Below are 18,825 nucleotides of genomic sequence, written 5' to 3' on the forward strand. Positions count from 1 at the left end.
GGGAGGGGTTCTGCCGAGGTCAAAGGGGTGGCAGCATCAGCACATGACCGATGCTCCGAGGCACGGCGGGCACGCCTCGCCGACCCCCTCGCGCCCCGTGCAGCCCCGCGTCCGTCTCGTTGACGTGGCCCGGGAGGCGGGCCTCTCGAAGACGACCGTCTCGGCCGCGCTCAACGGCACGGGACGGCTCTCCCCGGCCGTACGGGAGAAGGCCAGGGAGACGGCGCGCAGGATGGGATACCGGCCCAACGCCACCGCGCGCCAGCTGCGCGCGGGACGGGCCCGGCTGATCGGTTACGTGGTGGGGGAGTTCGCGGCACGGCCGTGGACCTATCTGGAGTCGCCGTACTTCGCCCAGTTGACCAGCGCCGTCGCCGCGGCGGCACTCCGGCGCGGATACGCGCTCGTGATGCTGCCGGCGGGCTCGCTGCAGAGCGAGTGGGCCGATCTGCCGTTCGAAGCGGTGATCGTCGCCGATCCGGTCGCCGACGACGCCGTCGTCGAGGAGCTGCTCGCCGCCCGTATCCCCGTCTTCAGCGATGCCTCGGTCGAGGGCAGGGCAGGGGCGTACTGGGTGGACGTCGACACCGGGGCGGCGGTCCGCGAGACCCTGGACCACCTCAGGGAGCAGGGCGCGCGGCGGCCCGCGCTCGTCCTGCCCGACAGCACGACGCTGTTCCACCAGGGCGTCCTCACCGCCTACCGCGACTGGTGCGCCGCACACGGCGCCACGCCCCGGATCACCCTCGCCGCCGAGCCCGGCAACGCGTCGGTCGTACGGGCGGTGGACGAGGCGCTGTCGCCCGACGCCGGACGGCCCGACGCCTTGTTCGTCGTCGCCGAACTCAGCCCGCCGCTGGTTCTGGAGGCGGCGCGCCGTCACGGTCACGACGTGCCCGGCGACCTCCTCGTGGTGTGCGTGAGCGAGGACACGACCGCCGCGCACACCGACCCGCCGGTGTCGACGCTCAGCCTCCAGCCGGAGGCGGTCGCCGAGGCCGGCATCGAGCTGCTGGTGGCCGCCCTGGAGAAGGGCGACGAGGAGCCGTCGGGGGTCCTTGTGCCGACCCGTCTCCTGGTACGGGAGTCCTCGCGGCGGCGCGGGAGCGGGGCGGGCGGCGAGGCCGTGTCCGTGTGACATCAGGCCGCGTACACCCGCGTGCCGCCGACGTACGTGCTCAGCACCCTCGCCTCGGCGATCTCCTCCGGCGGCCCGGTGAAGATGTCACGGTCGAGCACCACCAGGTCGGCCAGCATGCCCGGCCGCAGCGTGCCGGTCTCGTCGAGCCCGTTCACATGCGCCGAACCGGCGGTGTACGCGGCCACGGCGGTCATGAGGTCGAGCCGCTGCTCCGGCAGGAAGACCCGCTCGTCGGCCGTGCCGGGCTCCTTCCGGTTCACCGCGACATGGATGCCCGCGATCGGGTCGGGGCTCGAGACCGGCCAGTCGCTGCCCGCCGCCAGGGTCGCCCCGGCGCGCAGCAGGGAGCCGAACGGGTACTGCCAGGCGGCCCGTTCGGGCCCGAGGAAGGGGATCGTCAGCTCGTCCATCTGCGGTTCGTGCGCGGCCCACAGCGGCTGGATGTTGGCGATGGCGCCGAGCCGCGCGAACCGCTCCATGTCATCGGGGTGGACGACCTGGAGGTGGGCGAGGTGGTGCCGGTTGCCGCGCCGGCCGTTGGCCTCGACCGAGGCCTCGATCGCGTCGAGGGCCTCACGCACCGCGCGGTCGCCGAGCGCGTGGAAGTGGACCTGGAAGTCGAGGGCGTCGAGCCGGGTCACGTACGAGCGCAGGGCGAGCGGATCGACGAAGCTCAGGCCCGAGTTGGCGGTGGCGCAGCCGCAGCCGTCCAGGTACGGAGTCGTCATCGCGGCTGTGAAGTTCTCGGCGACGCCGTCCTGCATGATCTTCACCGAGCCGGCCCGGAAGCGTCCGTACGACAACTCCCGGCGTCGCGCAACGAGTTCGTCGATCTGCTCCGCTCCCCGCTTGCGGTCCCACCACAGCGCCCCGTTGACCCGGGCGGTCAGCGTCCCCGCGCGGGCCGCCGCGAGATACGCGTCGGAGGGATCGCGGTGCCCCGCGAACACCCCCAGCATGGCGTCCTGCCAGCCGGTGATGCCGAGCGAGTGCAGCAGCTCCTGCGCGCGCAGCAGACCGGCGAGCCGGTCGGTGGCGGTGCTCGGCGGCACGAGGCGGGAGACGAGGCCGGTGGCGCCCTCCTGCAAGGTGCCGCTCGGGGTGCCGTCCGGCTCGCGCTCGATGCGGCCGTCGGCGGGGTCGGGGGTCTCCCGGGTGAGCCCGGCGAGTTCGAGGGCGCGGGTGTTGGCCCAGGCGCCGTGGTGGTCCCGGTTGACGAGGTAGACCGGCCGGTCGGGGACCACCGAGTCGAGCAACTGCCGGGTGGGCACACCGCCCTCGAAGCTCTCCATCGACCAGCCGCTGCCCGTGATCCAGGGCCGGTCCGGGTGCGCGTCGGCGAAATCCCGGATCCGGGCCAGATAGTCCTCGACGCCGACCGTGCCGGTCAGATCGCACTCGGCCAGCTCCGTCCCGCCGAACACGGCGTGGACATGCGCGTCCTGGAAGCCCGGGAGCAGCAACCTGCCTCGCAGGTCGACGACTTCGGTGCCCGGGCCGATGAGCTCGCGCACCTCGTCATGACCGACGGCGCTGATGCGCTCGCCGGTGACGGCCAGGCTCGACGCGCGGGTGCGGGCCGGATCGCCGGTGTGGACAGGGCCATGGGTGAAGACCAGATCGGCCTTGGTCAAGGGGTGCTCCAGAGCAAGAGAGGGTGGAGGCGTGGTGAACGGACATGCAACTGGGTGGGCCATTTACATGTCAATGGCGTTGTCATAAGGTCCCCGCATGGTCGAGCGAGTGGTCCCCGAGGGGCAGCGGCGGCGCCGCAGGCCCACCAAGCAAGGCGCCGTCCTTTCGGAGCGGCTGATCATCGAGACCGCCCTGCGCCTCGTCGGCGAGCACGGCGCGGACGCCCTGTCCGTACGGCGGCTCGGCGCGGCCCTCGGCGCCGACCCCAGCTCCCTCTACCGCTACTTCCGCAACACCGACGACCTGTTGCTCGCCCTGTCCGACGAGTTCGTCGGACGCGCGCAGCACGGCTGGGAGCCGTCCGGTGACTGGCGGGCCGACCTCCGCGAGATGGGCCTGCGGATCCACTCCGTGTATCTCGCCAACCCGCAGGCGGCTCTCCTCGCAGCCCACCGGACGACGGGCCGCGTCCACGAGACGGCGGCGGTGGAGCGGATCCTCGGCATCCTGCGCGGGGCAGGCTTCCCCGACGCGACCGCCGTACGGCTCTACCATGCCTTCGTCGACCAGGCCCTGGCCTTCGCGGCCCTGGACGCCGCCGCGCTCGCGCTGCCGGACCCGGCGCGTGAGGCGGACGAGGAGGTGTGGCTCGCCTCGTACGGAAAGCTGCCACCGGAGACGCATCCGAACATCGCGGCGACGTTCCCGCTGCTCGCCGCGGACATGCGGGACAGCGGCTACCCCTTCGCCCTGGAGCTGATGCTGGACGCGGCGGAGGCGCGGCTCGCGGCGTATTGACGAGCGGGGCGACGGGCCACGTCACGGGGGCCCGCCTGATGAACGCCCGTTCCGCTGAGCTACGTTGACCGGACGGGGTGGCAACACAGTCGGGCAACGCGTCCGGGAACGCGGTTTCGGGGTACGCAGTCGGGGGTGGCGCGGAACATGAACGCCGAGCAGGCAGCACAGCGCATTCTGGACCGCGTCCTGAGCGTGGACCACGATCCCGACGCGCTGCGCTGGTTCCTGACCGACGAGGCAGCCGCGGCCGCCGACGACGTGCGCCGCGCCGGAACGCTGCCGGACGGGCAGATCATGCTCGTCGCCGTCCAGGCGATCGGCTACTACGACTGGTGCCGCCATCTCGCAGGCGAGGAGGCCGACATGGAGGCACTCGGCTCCGCCGTCCTCTGCTTCCTCGACATCCACCGCGTCTCACCCAGCCACCCACCGCCCGTCCTCAGCCCGGCCCTCGCGCTCCTCGCGGGCGAGCCCGACGGTGCCGACGCCGACCCCGGCGTCGCGTACCGGGCGGGCGCCGGAGTCCTCGCCGTGTACACGCGGCACCGCAACCCCGGCCTGCTGCCCGCCGCGGCCGTCCTGCTGCGCCACGCCGTCCAGGGGTTCCCGGAGGGCAGCGCCGAACAGGGCACCTGCCTCTCCGACCTCGGCCTCACCATGCTCTACGCGTTCCGGGACGGCGGCGGCCCCGAGCTGCTCGCCGAGGCGGTGCACCACAGCCGCGCCTCCGTGGCCGCCGCGCCCGGCGAGCGGACCGAACAGGCCCGCAGACTCGGCAACCTGGGGCTCGTACTGAAGCACGCGGCGGAGGCCACGGCCGACCCGGACACCGCACGCGAGAGCGTGGCCGTGCTGCGGCAGGCGTTACGGGGCGGCGAGCCGGGGGATCCTCACCACGTCCTGCATCTCGCCCTGCTCGGCTCCGCCCTCTCCGACGCCGCCGCGCGCCTCCGCGACCCGGCTCTCCTGCCCGAGGCCGTCGACCTCCTGCGCCGCTCCGCCGCCGCCGCGACCCCGGACCGGCCGACCCCCGCCGCGCACCTCGCCGATCTCGGGATGGCGCTGGTCACCCTCTCGCTGGCCCCGGTGGACACCCCCGACGGGCAGGACGGCACCGCGCTGTACGACGAGGGCATCGACACCTGCCGGAGCGCCGCCGAAGCCGCGGGCAACCCCGTCGAGGCCTCCTTCTACCTCGCGAACCTCGCCCTCGTCCTCAACGGGCCCACGGGCAGCGCCAGAAGCCCCGCCGCTCTCGACGACGCGCACGGCGCCGCGCGTGACGCCCTGGCGGCGGCCCCGCCCGGTCACCCGGCCCATACCCAGGCCCAGTACGTCCTGGCCGAGGTCCTGCGCTCCCGGTACCTCGAGACGGGCGTCCTCGCCGACCTGGACGCCGCGATCGAGTACGCCCGGAGCGCGCTGGAGGCCAACGGGGCCGACGACCCGCGCCATGTGAGCCGGGGCGTGACCCTCGCCGACCTGCTGCGACTGCGCGCCGACGCCGTGGGCGCCCCCGACGCGCTCGCCGAACCGCTCACCCTGCTGCGCGGCCTCGCCGCGGACCTCCCGGCGCACTCCGCCCTGCGGGCCCGCGTGCTCCTCGAACTGGGGCGGGCGCTTCAGGCGTTGGGGAACGGCACGGGGGCGACGGCCGCGGCGGCCGACGTCGAGGCGGAGCGGACGTTGGAGGAGTGCCTCACGCTGACGGAGTCGCTCGGCGGTGACCTGGCCGACGTGACGTTCGCGCTCGGGCATGCGCTGGCTCAGCGGGGCAACCGGGCCGACGACGACGGCGCGCGGCGGGAGGGCATCGCCCTGATCCGGCGCGTCATCGACCTGCTGGGCGAGGGCGATCCGCGACGCCCGGAGTATCTGTTCGAACTGGGCGGTGTCCACTTCGAGCACGCCGCCACGGTGAACGACCCGGATGCGTACGCGGAGGCCGTACGCGTCCTCCGCCTGGCCGTGGCCGCCACCCCGCGCACGAGCGGGCACCAGCGGGCGATGAGCTGCTCGAACCTCGGCGTCGCCCTTGCGAGCCTCGCCGACCTCACCGCCGACGGGGCCCTGCTCGCCGAGGCGGTGCGGGCACACCGGGACGCCGTCGCCGCCGCCCCGCCCGGCGACCGCTACGCCGCCCACTGCCTCGGCAGCCTGGGGGAGGCGCTCCACCACCTCGCCCAGCTCCGCTCGGACGTCGGCCTCGTCCAGGAAGCCGTCGAGGTGCTGCGCGAGGCGGTCCGTACCGCCGGACCCACCGTGCCTGGCCGGAGCGAGAACCTGTCCCGCCTGGGCAGCGCCCTCCGTACCTTCGCCCGCTTCACCGGCGACGGCGCACCGCTCGAAGAGGCCGTCCACTGGCACCGGCAGGCCGTCGCCGCGGCACAGGAGACCGGCACGCACGGCACCGGCGCGCACGGCACCGGCGCGCACGGCGCCGTCACGTACGGAGCCCGCCGAAGCGGGGCCGGTACGCGGCGGACTTCCGAGGCACACGCCCGGGCCGGCCTCGCCGGCACCCTCGCCGAGCAGCACGTCCGCACCCGCGACGAATCGCTGCGCGACGAGGCGCTGGAGCACTACCGCGCCGTGCTCGCCGGCCCCCACGATCCCCGCCACCGTCACGCCCTGCTCACCAGCTACGGCAACGTGCTCGGCGGCAAGGCCGCCGACACCGCCGACGACACGCTCATGGCCACCGCGATCGGCGTCCTGCGCGAGGCCGCCGCCGTCGTCCCCGCCCACCACACGGGACACGCGGGCGTCCTCATGAACCTGGGCATCGTGCTGATGCGGCGTGCGCGCCTCACCGGCGACCGCACCTGGCTCGACGAGGCCGTGACGCTCCTGCGCCGGGCCGTCGAGCAGAGCCCGCCGGACTCCTTCGAACGCCCCGTCCAGCTCGCCAACCTCGCCGAGGCGCTAAGGGTCCGGTACGAGGACACGTGGGAGCGGGCCCTCGCCGACGAGGCGGTGGAACGGCTGCGTGAGGCGATCGCCCTCGACCGCGGCGAGGCGCACGGCAGGGACATCGCTCGGATCAACCTCGGCGTCCTGCTGCACCGCATCGCACTCCCCGCCCCGGGCGGGACCGGGGATCCGGTACTGCTCGCGGAGGCGAGGCGCGTCCTGGAGGAGGCCGTCGCGAGCCTCGACGACGGGCACCCCCGGCGGACCGCCGCCCTGATCAACCTGGCCGGCACGTGCCTGGCGACCGCGGATCTGGCCGAGGACACGACCGATCCGGCACTCCGCCCCCTGCTCGACCGCGCGGCGAGCGCGGCGCGGGAGGCACTCGGCCGACTGCCCGAACTCCACCCCGAACAGTCCCACGCCCAGTGGACCCTGGCCCGAACCCAACTCTCGCTCGCCCGCCTCCGCGCCACACCGAGCGCGACGCCCGGCCCACGCGACAGCGCGCAGGACGGCCGACTCGACAGCACGGAGCACGGCCGACTCGACGGCGCCGCCGCCGACCGCGCCGCCGTCACCGACCGGCCGGACGACACCAACCGCCCGGACCTCGCCGAGGCCGTACGGCTCGCCCGGCAGGCCGCACACAGCCCGGTCGCCTCCGTGGCCAGACGACTGCTCGCCGCCCGCACGTGGGGCGACGCGGCGGCGGTCGACGGTCAGGATGCCGAGGCGCTCGCCGGCTACTCTTACGCGGTCGGCCTGTTGCCCCGTATCGCCCAACGCGGTCTCCTCCGCGCCGATCAGGAGGACCGGCTGGTCGCCGGCATGGGCCTCGCCTCCGACGCCGCCGCGATGGCGCTGCGGCTGGGCGACCCGGAGGCGGCGCTCACGCTGCTCGAACAGGGCCGTGGCGTGCTGCTCGCCCAGGGCCTGGAGACCCGCGGCGACCTCTCCCGGCTCCGTACGGTCGACCCTGCCCTGGCCGCCGAGTTCGAGCGGGTCCGGGATGCCCTGAGTGCCGGTTCCGGGACGGTTCCCACCGGCCTTGGCGCGACGGGCACGTCGGACGCCGGGCTGCTCGCCGAGTCACGGCACGCCCTGGCCCGGACGTGGGACGAACTCCTCGACCGCATCCGCCGCCTCCCCGGCCTCGAAGGCTTCCTGACCCCGCCGTCGGCGGCGGAGCTGCGCGGCGCGGCGTCCGGGGGACCGGTCGTCGTGGTCAACGTCAGCCAGTACCGCTCCGACGCGATCCTCGTCACCGCGGACGACGGCATCCAGGTCGTCCCGCTGCCGGCCCTCACCCCGGAGGAGGTCCTCAACCGGGCGACGGAGTTCGTCGAGGCCGTCGACGACGCGTACGGCGAACGGGGGCCACGGCAGGCCGTCGCCGCGATGCGGACGTTGTCCGACACCCTGGAGTGGCTCTGGACCGCCGTCGCCGCACCGGTCCTCGACCGGCTGGGCCTGCGCACCGCCGCCCCGCGCGACGACGCGCACGCGCCGTGGACCCGGCTCTGGTGGTGCCCCACCGGATGGCTGTCGTTGCTGCCGCTGCACGCCGCCGGGCGAACCGACACCACGGCGGGCGAGACCGTCATGGACCGGGTCGTCTCCTCGTACACGCCGACGCTGCGCGCCCTGGTCCGCGCCCGGAACGCGCCCGCGGGCGCCGCCACGACCCTTCCCGCCCCGCTGATCGTCACCCTGGCCGAGACACCCGGCGCCCCGCCCCTGCCCGGTGCCTCCCGCGAGGCCAGGCTGCTGCGGAGGCTGTTTCCCGACCACGTCGAGCTCGCGGGCTCCGCGGCCACCGTGGACGCGGTCCGGCGGGCGCTGCCCGCCCACCCCTGGGTCCACTTCAGCTGCCACGGCGTCACCGATCCGGAGACGCCGTCCGAGAGCGGGCTGATCCTCCACGACGGGCGGCTCACCGCTGCCGACGCCGCGGAGCAGCGCCCCGGCGAGGCGGTCCTCGCCGTCCTGTCGGCCTGCTCCACGTCCCAGGGCGGATTCACGGTGCCCGACGAGTCGGTGCAGCTGGCGTCGTCGTTCCAACTGGCCGGCTATCCGCATGTGATCGGCACGCTGTGGCCCGTCGCGGACAAGGTGGCGACCCGTCTGACGGAGGAGCTGTACGCGGCGCTGACGGACGACCTGGCGCGGCGCCGGCCGATCGATCCGGCGACGGCCCTGCACCGTCCGGTCCGTGAACTGCGCCGCCGCCTCGCCCGCGCCCCGCACCTGTGGGCGGCGCACATCCACACAGGTCCGTGAGGCGGGGGGTCGGGCCGCGCCGTCAGCGGACGACGTCGAAGACCTGCTTCTGCAGACCGTTGCTGTAGACCTCGTGCTCGACGAGCTTCAGCTTCTGGGTGTCCTTGTCCGTGGTGCTGAACAGGCGCTTGCCGGCGCCGAGCAGCAGGGGGAAGACGAGCAGGTGGTAACGGTCGATCAGGCCCGCGTCCGAGAGGCCCTGGTTCAGCGTGGCGCTGCCGTGGACGATGATCGGGCCGCCCTCGGTCTCCTTCAGCGCGGCGACCTCGTCGAGCGAGCGCAGGATCGTCGTCTCGCCCCAGTTCGACACCAGGTCGTCCTCGGTGAGGGTGGTGGAGACGACGTACTTCGGCATCGTCTTGTACCGCGCGAAATCCTCCATGTCCGGCCACACCGGGCTGAACGCCTCGTAGCTGACCCGGCCCAGCAGCATCGCGGTGGCTTCCTGCTGCTCCCGCCCCTTGATCTCGAACGCCTCGGGGACGAACTCGACGTCCTTGAAGGTCCATCCGGAGTTCCGGTAGCCGGGTTCGCCGCCCGGGCCCTCCACGACGCCGTCGAGCGAGATGAAGGCCGTGCTGATCAGAGTACGCATGATGACTGTTCCTCAGTGTTCGGGATGTATGGACCTCTGTATGTGTGGTGAGCCCACTCCGGCCGAGCCGCCAGGAGACCGAGCGCGCCGCTTCAGTCGGACGCCGGAGCCTCGCCCATCGCCGTGCCCGACGGTGCCTGTGGCACGTCGTCCGGCTCCGCGGCGTCGTCGGACGGCCGGTACGTCCGGCGCTCGGAGTACTCCGCAGCCAGCTCCTCCAACTCCCGCTCATCCGACGGGCTGTGATGCTGCGTCATGTGACGCTCCTTCCTCCTCCTGCTGATGCTGTGCGGGGACGGCGGGCGGAGCCGACGGCCGCAGCAGCACCTCCAGTACGTCGATGTCGGTGGCCCGCAGATAGACCCCGCCGGTGTCGGGCACCTTCCCGAGGAACCTGCCGTCGGGCGCCATCCGGTACTGGGACTCCAGATAAATGTCGCCGGGCTGCGGATAGGCCGACACCGCAGACCGCGATCCCAGCCAACCACCCACCCACAGACCGTTCTTGAGCCGGGCCCGGACGAAACACGAACCACGGTCCCGGAACAGCGCGTCCCAGGCCGTCGGAGTCGGCTCGTACCGCGCCCTCCTGCGCCGGCGGTCCCGGGCGGCCTCCGCCCAGGCGATCCCCGAGGGGACCACGACCACCAGGAGCAGCGCCGCCAGGCCCGCCTCCCGAGGACGCGCGAGCACCCCCGCGACCGGCCCCTGCCCCTGCCCCGCGAGCAGCCGCACCAGCCAGGGCCCCGCGGCCACCGCGTACACGGCGTCGAGGAGAGCCCCCGCCGCGATCGCCCGCACGATCCGGTTCTGCGGCTCCTGCTCCGCCGCCAGGGCGCCGCGCAGACGCTCGCGTACGGCCTGGTAGAAGACCCCGGGCAGGACCAGAACCAGCAGAATCGTCAGCTGCTGCACCGTCCCCGGAACCATCGCTTCCCTCCCGTCCCGCACGTGACGAACTCACCGGCTCACACCGTACGCCGTAGGGGATGCGTCAAGAGCGCGCCGCGGGTCGTCAGGGACGCGTTAACGAAGGCCGTGACCTGGACAAAAGGCGTTTTGCTCATCTCGTCCGAGAATCCGTTCTTCACTCAGGAGCTCACGATGGCCGACCTGGCCTTCGTCGTCACCACGATCGCGGTCTTCGCGCTGGTGGCCCTCATCGCCAAGGGGGTGGCCAAGCTGTGACTGCCGAGAACATCGTCGGTCTGATCGTGGCCGTCGCCCTGCTGGCCTATCTCGTCCTCGCCCTCGTCAAGCCCGAGAGGTTCTGAGTACGAATATGAGCCCCGTCCTTGCTGGTGTCCTCCAGCTCCTCGCGCTGATCGTCGCTCTCGGCCTCGCCCACCGGCCGCTCGGTGACCACATGGCTCGCGTCTACTCCTCCGACAAGCACCTGCGCGTCGAGAAGTGGATCTACAAGGCCATCGGTGCCAACCCGAACACGGAGATGCGCTGGCCCGCCTACCTGCGCGGCGTCCTCGCCTTCTCCACGGTGAGCGTCCTCTTCCTCTACCTGCTCCAGCGGGTGCAGGGATCGCTCCCCGGCTCGCTCGGCTTCGCCTCGATCGACCCGGACCAGGCGTTCAACACCGCCGCGTCGTTCGTCGCCAACACCAACTGGCAGTCGTACTACGGCGAGCAGGCCATGGGCCACGTCGTCCAGACCGGCGGCCTCGCGGTGCAGAACTTCGTCTCGGCCGCCGTGGGCATCGCGGTCGCCGTCGCTCTCGTGCGCGGCTTCGCCCGGTCACGTACCGGTGAGCTGGGCAACTTCTGGGCCGACCTCGTCCGCGGTGTCGTCCGCATCCTGCTCCCGATCTCCGTCGTGGGCGCCCTGATCCTCGTCGCCTGCGGCGCCATCCAGAACTTCTCCGGCATCCACGAGGTCGGCCAATTCTTGAATGGGCACAGCATCGGCGGCTCGCAGCAGTGGAACGGCGGCGCGGTCGCCTCCCAGGAGGTCATCAAGGAGCTGGGCACCAACGGCGGCGGCTACTTCAACGCCAACTCCGCCCATCCCTTCGAGAACCCCAACGGGCTGTCGAACCTCTTCGAGATCTTCCTGATCCTCGTCATCCCCTTCGCGCTCACCCGCACCTTCGGCCGCATGGTCGGCTCGCTCAAGCAGGGCTACGCGATCCTGGCGACGATGGTCACCATCTGGCTCGTCTTCACAGGGCTGATGATGTGGACCGAGTTCCACCACGGCGGTCCGGCCTTCGATCTGGCCGGCGGCGCGATGGAGGGCAAGGAGACCCGGTTCGGGGTCGGCGGCTCGTCGATCTTCGCCGTGGCGACGACCCTCACCTCCACGGGTGCGGTCAACTCCTTCCACTCCTCCTTCACCGGCTTCGGCGGCGGGATCGCGATGCTCGGCATGCAGCTCGGCGAGATCGCCCCCGGCGGTGTCGGCTCCGGCCTCTACGGCATGCTGATCATGGCGGTCATCGCTGTGTTCATCGCCGGTCTGATGGTCGGCCGTACGCCCGAGTACCTCGGCAAGAAGATCGGCACCCGCGAGATCACGTTCGCGGCCTGCTACATCCTCGTCACCCCGGCGCTCGTGCTCGGCTTCACCGCCGCGGCGATGGCCCTGGACACCCCGGCCCACTCGATGACGAACAGCGGCGCGCACGGGTTCTCCGAGATCCTCTACGCGTACACCTCCGGCGCCAACAACAACGGCTCCGCCTTCGCGGGTCTGAACGCCGACACGCAGTGGTTCAACTCGACGATCGGCATCGCGATGCTGCTCGGCCGGTTCCTGCCCATGGTGTTCGTCCTGGCCCTGGCGGGTTCGCTCGCCGAGCAGAAGCCCGTCCCCGAGACCGCGGGCACGCTGCGGACCGAGAAGCCGCTGTTCACCGGCCTTCTGGTCGGCACGATCATGATCATCACCGGTCTGACCTACTTCCCGGCCCTCGCCCTTGGCCCGCTCGCCGAAGGGCTCGCGGCATGACCATCGACGTAAAGAAGCACGAGGACGCTGTGACGCAGACGTCTACCGCCACCGACTCCGCCGCCGACTCCGCCGCTCCGACGAAGGCGCCGCACGGCGACCAGTCCGCCGGGCACAAGCCGGCCGGACGCGTCGGCGGGGGTCTCTTCGACCCCAAGCAGCTGCTCACGTCCTTCCCGGACGCGATCAGGAAGCTCGACCCGCGCGTGATGGTCAAGTCACCCGTCATGTTCGTGGTCCTGATCGGCTCGGTGGTCACCACCGTCCTGGCGGTCAAGAACCCGGGCGACTGGTTCGGCTGGGCGATCACCGCCTGGCTGTGGCTCACCACGATCTTCGCCAACCTGGCGGAGGCCGTGGCCGAGGGCCGCGGCAAGGCGCAGGCCGACACGCTCCGCAAGGCCAAGACCGACACCGTCGCCCGCCGCCTCACCAAGACGGGCGAAGAGAACATCCCCGGCACCGAGCTGAAGATCGGTGACCTCGTGGTCTGCGAGGCCGGCGACATCATCCCCGGCGACGGTGACGTCGTCGAAGGTGTCGCGAGCGTCGACGAGTCCGCCATCACCGGCGAGTCGGCCCCGGTCATCCGCGAGTCGGGCGGCGACCGCTCGGCCGTCACCGGCGGTACGAAGGTGCTGTCCGACCGGATCGTCATCAAGATCACGACGAAGCCCGGTGAGACCTTCATCGACCGGATGATCAACCTGGTCGAGGGCGCGGCCCGGCAGAAGACCCCGAACGAGATCGCCCTCAACATCCTGCTGGCGTCGCTCACGATCGTCTTCCTGCTGGCCGTCGTCACGCTGAAGCCGTTCGCGATCTACGCGGGCGCCGACAAGCAGACCTCGATGATCGTCCTGACCGCGCTCCTCGTCTGCCTCATCCCGACGACGATCGGCGCGCTCCTCTCGGCGATCGGCATCGCCGGCATGGACCGGCTGGTGCAGCGCAACGTCCTGGCGATGTCCGGTCGCGCCGTCGAGGCCGCCGGTGACGTCTCCACGCTGCTCCTGGACAAGACCGGCACCATCACCCTGGGCAACCGCCAGGCCGCCGAGTTCGTCCCGGTGCGCGGGACGACGGAGGCCGAACTGGCCGACGCCGCCCAGCTCTCCTCGCTCGCCGACGAGACCCCCGAGGGCCGCTCGATCGTGGTCCTGGCCAAGGAGAAGTACGGCCTCCGCGAGCGCCACCAGGGCGAAGTGGCCCACGCCGAGTGGATCGCCTTCACTGCCCAGACCCGTATGTCGGGTGTGGACGTCGACGGCCACAAGGTCCGCAAGGGCGCCACCGGTTCGGTCCTCGCCTGGGTGAAGGAGCGGGGCGGCGACGTCTCCGACGACGCCCAGACCCTCAACGACACCATCTCCCAGGCCGGCGGCACCCCGCTGCTCGTGGCCGTGGAGGACGACAAGGGCGCCCGGGTCCTGGGTGTCATCCACCTGAAGGACGTGGTCAAGGAGGGCATGCGGGAGCGGTTCGACGAGCTGCGCCGCATGGGCATCAAGACCGTCATGATCACGGGTGACAACCCGCTGACCGCCAAGGCCATCGCCGAGGAGGCGGGCGTCGACGACTTCCTCGCCGAGGCCACCCCCGAGGACAAGATGGCGCTGATCAAGCGCGAGCAGGCCGGCGGCAAGCTCGTCGCGATGACCGGCGACGGCACGAACGACGCCCCGGCCCTTGCCCAGGCCGACGTCGGCGTGGCCATGAACACCGGTACCTCGGCCGCCAAGGAGGCCGGGAACATGGTGGACCTGGACTCCAACCCGACCAAGCTCATCGAGGTCGTCGAGATCGGCAAGCAACTCCTCATCACACGAGGCGCGTTGACGACGTTCTCGATCGCCAACGACGTGGCCAAGTACTTCGCGATCATTCCCGCGATGTTCGCCGTGGCCTACCCGTCACTGGACAGGCTCAACATCATGGACCTGGCCTCGCCGGAGTCCGCGATCCTCTCCGCGGTCGTCTTCAACGCGCTGATCATCATCGCGCTCGTCCCGCTCGCTCTGAAGGGCGTGCGGTACCGGCCGACCAGCGCGGACAGGATGCTCCGCCGCAACCTCGGGATCTACGGTCTCGGCGGCCTGATCGCGCCCTTCATCGGCATCAAGATCATCGACATGCTCATCTCCCTCATCCCCGGGCTGCGTTAATCAGAAAGCGTGCTGACCACGATGAACAACTCCGTAGCAAACGCGGGACGGCTGCTCTGGGCGGCACTGCGCGCCCTGCTCGTCCTGACCGTGGTGACGGGCGTGCTCTACCCGCTGGCCGTCACGGGCCTCGCCCAGGTGGCGTTCCACGACAAGGCCAACGGCTCCGAGGTCAGGAGCGAGGGGAAGGTCGTCGGCTCCGAACTCATCGGCCAGACCTACAACCTGCCGCTCAAGGACGGGGAGGAGACGGCGGCCCCGGACCTGAAGTGGTTCCAGCCCCGCCCCTCCAACGGCCTGGGCACCAACAGCGTCAACACGCAGTACCAGTTGATCCTCTCCGGCGCGACCAACCGGTCCGGCGACAACGCGGACCTGATCCAGTGGGTGAAGGACGCCAAGGCGGCCGTCGTCAAGGACAACTCCGTCCCCGGCCGCACGGTCGAGCCGGAGGACGTCCCGGCCGACGCCGTCACCTCCTCCGGCTCCGGCCTGGACCCGCACATCTCCCCGGAGTACGCGAAGCTTCAGGTCCACCGCGTGGCGGAGAAGAACGGCCTCGACGTCACGCGGGTCGAGAAGCTCGTCGCCGACCACACCGACGGCCGGATCCTCGGCTTCATCGGTGAGCCCCGCGTCAACGTCCTCCAGCTCAACATCGCGCTCAGGGAACTGACGAAGGGCTGATGGCAGAATGACCGTATGACGGTGGGGAGTTGGCGGCGCGGGGACGTCGTCCTCGGTCTGTACGACGTACTTGACGTGCTCGAAAGCGGCGGGATGGGACTGGTCCACCGCGTCCGCCACCGGGCGTGGAACACCGACCTCGCCGTCAAGGTGCCGCGCCCCGAGCTCGTGGCCACCGCCGCCGGACGCACCGGCTTCGAGTCCGAGGCGGGCACCTGGGTCGATCTGGGGCTGCACCCCCACGTCGTCCCCTGCGTGTACGTCCGCAGGGTCGACGACATCCCGTGTGTGTTCGCCGAGTGGGTGGGCGGCGGCTCGCTCGCCGAGCTCGTACGGAACGGCAGGCTGTACGAGGACGAGCCGGCGCGCTCCGGGCAGCTGTACGAGGCCGAGCCGGCGCGCTCCGGGCCGTCACCCGCCCGCGCCCTCGACCTCGCCGCGCAGATCGCCTGGGGCATCGACCACGCGCACCGCCAGGGCGTGATCCACCAGGACGTGAAGCCCGCCAACATCATGGTCGACGTCGACGCCGACTGGACCGCGAAGGTCACCGACTTCGGCATCGCGGGCGCCCGCGCGGCCGCGGGAGAGAACACGACCCCGCCGCCCGGAGCGAGCCTCGCGGCCAGTTACGGCGGGCGTACCCCCGCGTACTGCTCACCCGAGCAGGCCGCCGCGGCCGCCGGCGTACCCGTCACGCTGACCCGCGCCACGGACGTCTGGTCCTGGGCCCTGTGCGTACTCGAGATGTTCATGGGCGAACGGCCCTGGCTGTTCGGGCAGTCGGCGCCCGAGGTGTTCGCCGCGTACCTGGAGTACGGCGGCCGGGCCGGGCCAGGAACACCCGCCATGCCCCCGGCACTCGTCGACCTGCTCCACGCCTGCTTCACGATCGACCCGGACGCGCGCCCCCGCGACATGGCCGAACTCGCCACGGCCGTCACGGAGATCTACGCCGACGTCGTCGGCGCCCCCTTCCCCCGCCCCGCGCCACAGGCCGCCAACCTGCTTGCCGACGGCCTCTCCAACCAGGCCCTCTCGCTCCTCGACCTCGGCCGCCCCGACGAGGCCGAGCAACTCTGGCGCGCCGCCACGGACATCGATCCGCACCACCCGTCCACCGTCTACAACTGGGCGCTGTACCGGTGGCGGCAGGGCAAGCTCACCGACGAGCAGATCGTCTCGGAGCTGAGGACGGCGCGCACCATCGAGGGCGCGCGATGGAGCGGGGACCATCTGCTCGGCCTCGTCCACCTCGAACGAGGCGACGACGAAGCCGCCCGCGCACCGCTGACGAGCGCGCCCGACATTCCCGAAGTCGAGTCGGGACGGGCCGAGTTGGCGCGCCGGGGCCGAACCCCGGAACGGATCCGGCTGACCGGCCATGAGGGAGCGGTGACGGTGCTCGCCGTGGACGCCACGGGCCAGACCGTGCTCACCGGGGGCAAGGACGGCCGGGTCCGGGTCTGGTCCACGACGGAACGCCGCTGCCGGTACGAGCTTCCGCGCACACCGATGGCCGCACCGGTGGACGACGACACGCCCGTCACCGCCGTCGCCGTCACCCCCGACGGCCGGACCGGTCTCTCCGCGCGCGGCGAAGGCGCTCTGGAGGTCTGGGACCTTGCCGACGGGACCCTGCTCCGCACCCTCCCCGGCCGCGCCGCCCGCGTCACCGCCGTCGCGCTGAACGGCGCAGGCGCCGCCGCCGTGGCGTACGACGGCGGGCCGGTCCAGGTCTGGGACCTGGCGGGCCGGCTCATGCGGGAGTTCGTCCACCCGCCCGCGCCGTACCGGAAGATGGACCCGAAGACCCTTCGGCCCCACCCGGAGACCCTCTACAAGCCGTCCACGGCCACCGTCCTCGGGCTGAGCGCGGACGGCGCCGCCGTCGTCTCCGCCGCGCCCTGGGACGGCAGCGTCGTGGTCTGGGACGTCGCCACCGCCCGCCCGCTGCACCAACTGGTCACGTCCGCCGACCTCCACACCACCGGCATCGACGAGGTGGTGCTCAGCCCGCACGGCACGTACGCGCTGCTGGCAGGTCCCCCGTCCGGTCTGTTCCGCGTCTGGGAGACCAGGACGGACCGGATCCGCCACACCGCGACGAACCGGTTCAACCATCGCGACGTCTTCGCGCTCGACGGCGACGGGACCATCGCCGCCTCCGTCGGCGTCGGGGGCGGCAGCGCTCCGCCGTTACGGATCTGGGAGACGCGGACCGGACGCTGCCTGCGGACGATCTCCACCGAGGTCGAGGGCGAAGACTTCCTGCGGCCCACGTGCGTGGCTATCAGTAGCCACGGCCGGGTCGTCGTCGTGGGCGACACCTACGGCGGCATCCAGGTCCACCACCTGCCGCCGCCCGGCTTCCGCGCCGGCTGGAGCTACGCCCGCCCGCGCACGGCGCTCGCCCTCGAGGACGGCGAGACCCGGGCCCGGCAGGCGCTCGATCGGGCCCGGGAGCTGGCCGGGCGGGGCTCGTACGCGGCGGCCGCCGCCGAGCTACGGGCCGCCCGCGCCATCCCCGGCTTCGAGCGCCATCCCGAGCTACGGGCCCTCTGGAACGACGTGGGCCGCGTCGCCGGCCGGAGCACCGAACTGCTGGGCCTCTGGATGCGGTACGACCTCCACGCCACCTGGATCCTCACGCAGACGCCGACCTTCGCGCTGAGCCGCGACGCCGAACTGCTCGTCACCGGGGGAACCGACGGCTGGATCCGCGTCTGGGAGCTCCAGACCGCCCAGTGCCTGCACCGGTTCCCCGAGCGGGTGGGCGACACCCACACCGTCCTCCTCGCCGACGACCGCTCGGTGGCCCTGACCGCCGACCGGGGCGGCACGGCACACCAGTGGGACCTGGAAAGCGGCATCAGGCGCCGCCAGTTGTACGGCGACCACGGCCAGGTCACCCGCATCGCGATGGACCCGGCGGGCACGACCGCGCTGGTCGGCGACAGCGAGGGCGCGCTGTGCCTGTGGGATCTGCGTCTGGGCTCGCGGATCCGCACGATGGTCGGACACGAGGGGAGGGTGGGCGCGGTGCGGCTGAGCCCCGACGCCGCGTACGCCGCGTCGGCGGGGCACGACGACCGCACTGGCAGGCTCTGGCAGACGGCCACGGGCCGCCCGCTGCTCACCTTCCCCGTCGGCATCGGGGACATCACCCTCAGGTTCTCCCCGGACGGCCGGCGGCTGTACGTCAACGATGCCCGGCAGGTCACCGTCCGGGACGTACGCACCGGGCGGGAGATCCACACCCAGGAGGCCGCCTACCACCGGACCCTCGCGATGAGCGCCGACGGCCGCGTTGCCGCGTCCTCCGGCGTCGGCACGGTCCGGGTGTGGGAGACGGGGAGAGGCCGCGTCCTGTGCGAACTGCCCGAGTTCACCGAGTGGTACGACGTGAGCCCGGACGGGCGGTACGTGGTGACCGCCGGGCGCGACCGGGTCCTGCGGATCTGGGACGTCCGCACCGGAGCGTGTGTCCACCGCCTCGAGGGCCATCCGCAGAGCCTGTCGGGGGTCGTCTTCACCGCCGACGGCCGCAACGTGGTCTCGGCCGACTTCCGCCCCGCGCTGCGGCTGTGGGAGCTGGACTGGGACTACGAGGTCACCACCGGGCCCGACGCCCGGTGACGGC

Annotated in this window: 13 protein-coding genes; 9 read left to right on the forward strand and 4 right to left on the reverse strand. The window is 72.3% G+C overall.

Features of this window, described 5'->3' with window-relative positions:
- Positions 1–43 precede the first annotated feature (43 nt).
- Positions 44–1,138, forward strand: coding sequence for a LacI family DNA-binding transcriptional regulator (locus ACZ4VI_RS13740; RefSeq protein ID WP_467999396.1), 1,095 nt, complete (start codon positions 44–46; stop codon positions 1,136–1,138).
- 2 nt (positions 1,139–1,140) lie between these two features.
- On the opposite strand, the gene ACZ4VI_RS13745 is transcribed toward ACZ4VI_RS13740, so the two are convergent.
- Positions 1,141–2,775 carry an amidohydrolase gene (locus tag ACZ4VI_RS13745; RefSeq protein WP_467999397.1) on the reverse strand — a complete coding sequence of 545 codons (1,635 nt, stop codon included), beginning with the start codon at positions 2,773–2,775 and terminating at the stop codon, positions 1,141–1,143.
- A 97-nt stretch (positions 2,776–2,872) separates the two neighbouring features.
- Between ACZ4VI_RS13745 and ACZ4VI_RS13750 the strand changes: the two genes are divergently transcribed.
- The gene (locus ACZ4VI_RS13750) at positions 2,873–3,574 is read left to right on the forward strand and encodes a TetR/AcrR family transcriptional regulator (RefSeq protein WP_467999398.1); all 702 of its coding nucleotides are present in this window, start codon (positions 2,873–2,875) and stop codon (positions 3,572–3,574) included.
- 147 nt (positions 3,575–3,721) lie between these two features.
- On the forward strand, positions 3,722–8,773 hold the full coding sequence (locus ACZ4VI_RS13755) for a CHAT domain-containing protein (protein ID WP_467999399.1): 5,052 nt from the start codon (positions 3,722–3,724) through the stop codon (positions 8,771–8,773).
- Between the two features lie 22 nt (positions 8,774–8,795).
- On the opposite strand, the gene ACZ4VI_RS13760 is transcribed toward ACZ4VI_RS13755, so the two are convergent.
- The 3 genes from ACZ4VI_RS13760 to ACZ4VI_RS13770 form a co-directional block, all read right to left on the reverse strand.
- On the reverse strand, positions 8,796–9,368 hold the full coding sequence (locus ACZ4VI_RS13760) for a dihydrofolate reductase family protein (RefSeq protein WP_467999400.1): 573 nt from the start codon (positions 9,366–9,368) through the stop codon (positions 8,796–8,798).
- Between the two features lie 92 nt (positions 9,369–9,460).
- Positions 9,461–9,625 carry a hypothetical protein gene (locus tag ACZ4VI_RS13765; protein WP_467999401.1) on the reverse strand — a complete coding sequence of 55 codons (165 nt, stop codon included), beginning with the start codon at positions 9,623–9,625 and terminating at the stop codon, positions 9,461–9,463.
- The gene (locus tag ACZ4VI_RS13770) at positions 9,597–10,298 is read right to left on the reverse strand and encodes a DUF6338 family protein (protein ID WP_467999402.1); all 702 of its coding nucleotides are present in this window, start codon (positions 10,296–10,298) and stop codon (positions 9,597–9,599) included. The genes ACZ4VI_RS13765 and ACZ4VI_RS13770 overlap by 29 nt, the downstream gene beginning before the upstream one ends.
- Positions 10,299–10,427: 129 nt before the next feature.
- Between ACZ4VI_RS13770 and ACZ4VI_RS13775 the strand changes: the two genes are divergently transcribed.
- Genes ACZ4VI_RS13775 through ACZ4VI_RS13800 form a run of 6 tightly spaced genes read left to right on the forward strand, consistent with a single transcriptional unit; the run spans position 10,428 to position 18,821 of the window.
- Positions 10,428–10,556 carry a hypothetical protein gene (locus ACZ4VI_RS13775; protein ID WP_467999403.1) on the forward strand — a complete coding sequence of 43 codons (129 nt, stop codon included), beginning with the start codon at positions 10,428–10,430 and terminating at the stop codon, positions 10,554–10,556.
- Complete coding sequence (gene kdpF / locus ACZ4VI_RS13780) at positions 10,553–10,642, forward strand: K(+)-transporting ATPase subunit F (RefSeq protein WP_467999404.1); 90 nt, start codon at positions 10,553–10,555, stop codon at positions 10,640–10,642. Before ACZ4VI_RS13775 ends, kdpF begins: the two co-directional genes overlap by 4 nt.
- A gap of 8 nt (positions 10,643–10,650) precedes the next feature.
- Complete coding sequence (gene kdpA, locus ACZ4VI_RS13785) at positions 10,651–12,330, forward strand: potassium-transporting ATPase subunit KdpA (RefSeq protein WP_467999405.1); 1,680 nt, start codon at positions 10,651–10,653, stop codon at positions 12,328–12,330.
- A complete protein-coding gene (kdpB, locus tag ACZ4VI_RS13790; protein WP_467999406.1) occupies positions 12,327–14,495 on the forward strand; it encodes a potassium-transporting ATPase subunit KdpB in 2,169 nt (722 codons plus the stop codon). The genes kdpA and kdpB overlap by 4 nt, the downstream gene beginning before the upstream one ends.
- Positions 14,496–14,516: 21 nt before the next feature.
- Positions 14,517–15,182, forward strand: a complete 666-nt coding sequence (locus tag ACZ4VI_RS13795; protein ID WP_467999641.1) for a potassium-transporting ATPase subunit C — start codon at positions 14,517–14,519, stop codon at positions 15,180–15,182.
- A 15-nt stretch (positions 15,183–15,197) separates the two neighbouring features.
- Entirely contained in the window at positions 15,198–18,821 is a 3,624-nt protein-coding gene (locus tag ACZ4VI_RS13800; protein WP_467999407.1) for a protein kinase domain-containing protein, read from the forward strand.
- Positions 18,822–18,825 lie beyond the last annotated feature (4 nt).

The organism is Streptomyces sp. NPDC029169, from assembly GCF_055563935.1.

Excerpts from the sequence above, each read along its gene's own strand:
- kdpA (WP_467999405.1), top strand. The coding sequence starts at position 10,651 with ATGAGCCCCGTCCTTGCTGGTGTCCTCCAGCTCCTCGCGCTGATCGTC.
- ACZ4VI_RS13800 (WP_467999407.1), top strand. The coding sequence starts at position 15,198 with ATGACGGTGGGGAGTTGGCGGCGCGGGGACGTCGTCCTCGGTCTGTAC.
- ACZ4VI_RS13760 (WP_467999400.1), bottom strand. The coding sequence starts at position 9,368 with ATGCGTACTCTGATCAGCACGGCCTTCATCTCGCTCGACGGCGTCGTG.
- kdpB (WP_467999406.1), top strand. The coding sequence starts at position 12,327 with ATGACCATCGACGTAAAGAAGCACGAGGACGCTGTGACGCAGACGTCT.
- ACZ4VI_RS13795 (WP_467999641.1), top strand. The coding sequence starts at position 14,517 with ATGAACAACTCCGTAGCAAACGCGGGACGGCTGCTCTGGGCGGCACTG.
- ACZ4VI_RS13765 (WP_467999401.1), bottom strand. The coding sequence starts at position 9,625 with ATGACGCAGCATCACAGCCCGTCGGATGAGCGGGAGTTGGAGGAGCTG.
- ACZ4VI_RS13740 (WP_467999396.1), top strand. The coding sequence starts at position 44 with ATGACCGATGCTCCGAGGCACGGCGGGCACGCCTCGCCGACCCCCTCG.
- ACZ4VI_RS13755 (WP_467999399.1), top strand. The coding sequence starts at position 3,722 with ATGAACGCCGAGCAGGCAGCACAGCGCATTCTGGACCGCGTCCTGAGC.
- ACZ4VI_RS13770 (WP_467999402.1), bottom strand. The coding sequence starts at position 10,298 with ATGGTTCCGGGGACGGTGCAGCAGCTGACGATTCTGCTGGTTCTGGTC.
- ACZ4VI_RS13750 (WP_467999398.1), top strand. The coding sequence starts at position 2,873 with ATGGTCGAGCGAGTGGTCCCCGAGGGGCAGCGGCGGCGCCGCAGGCCC.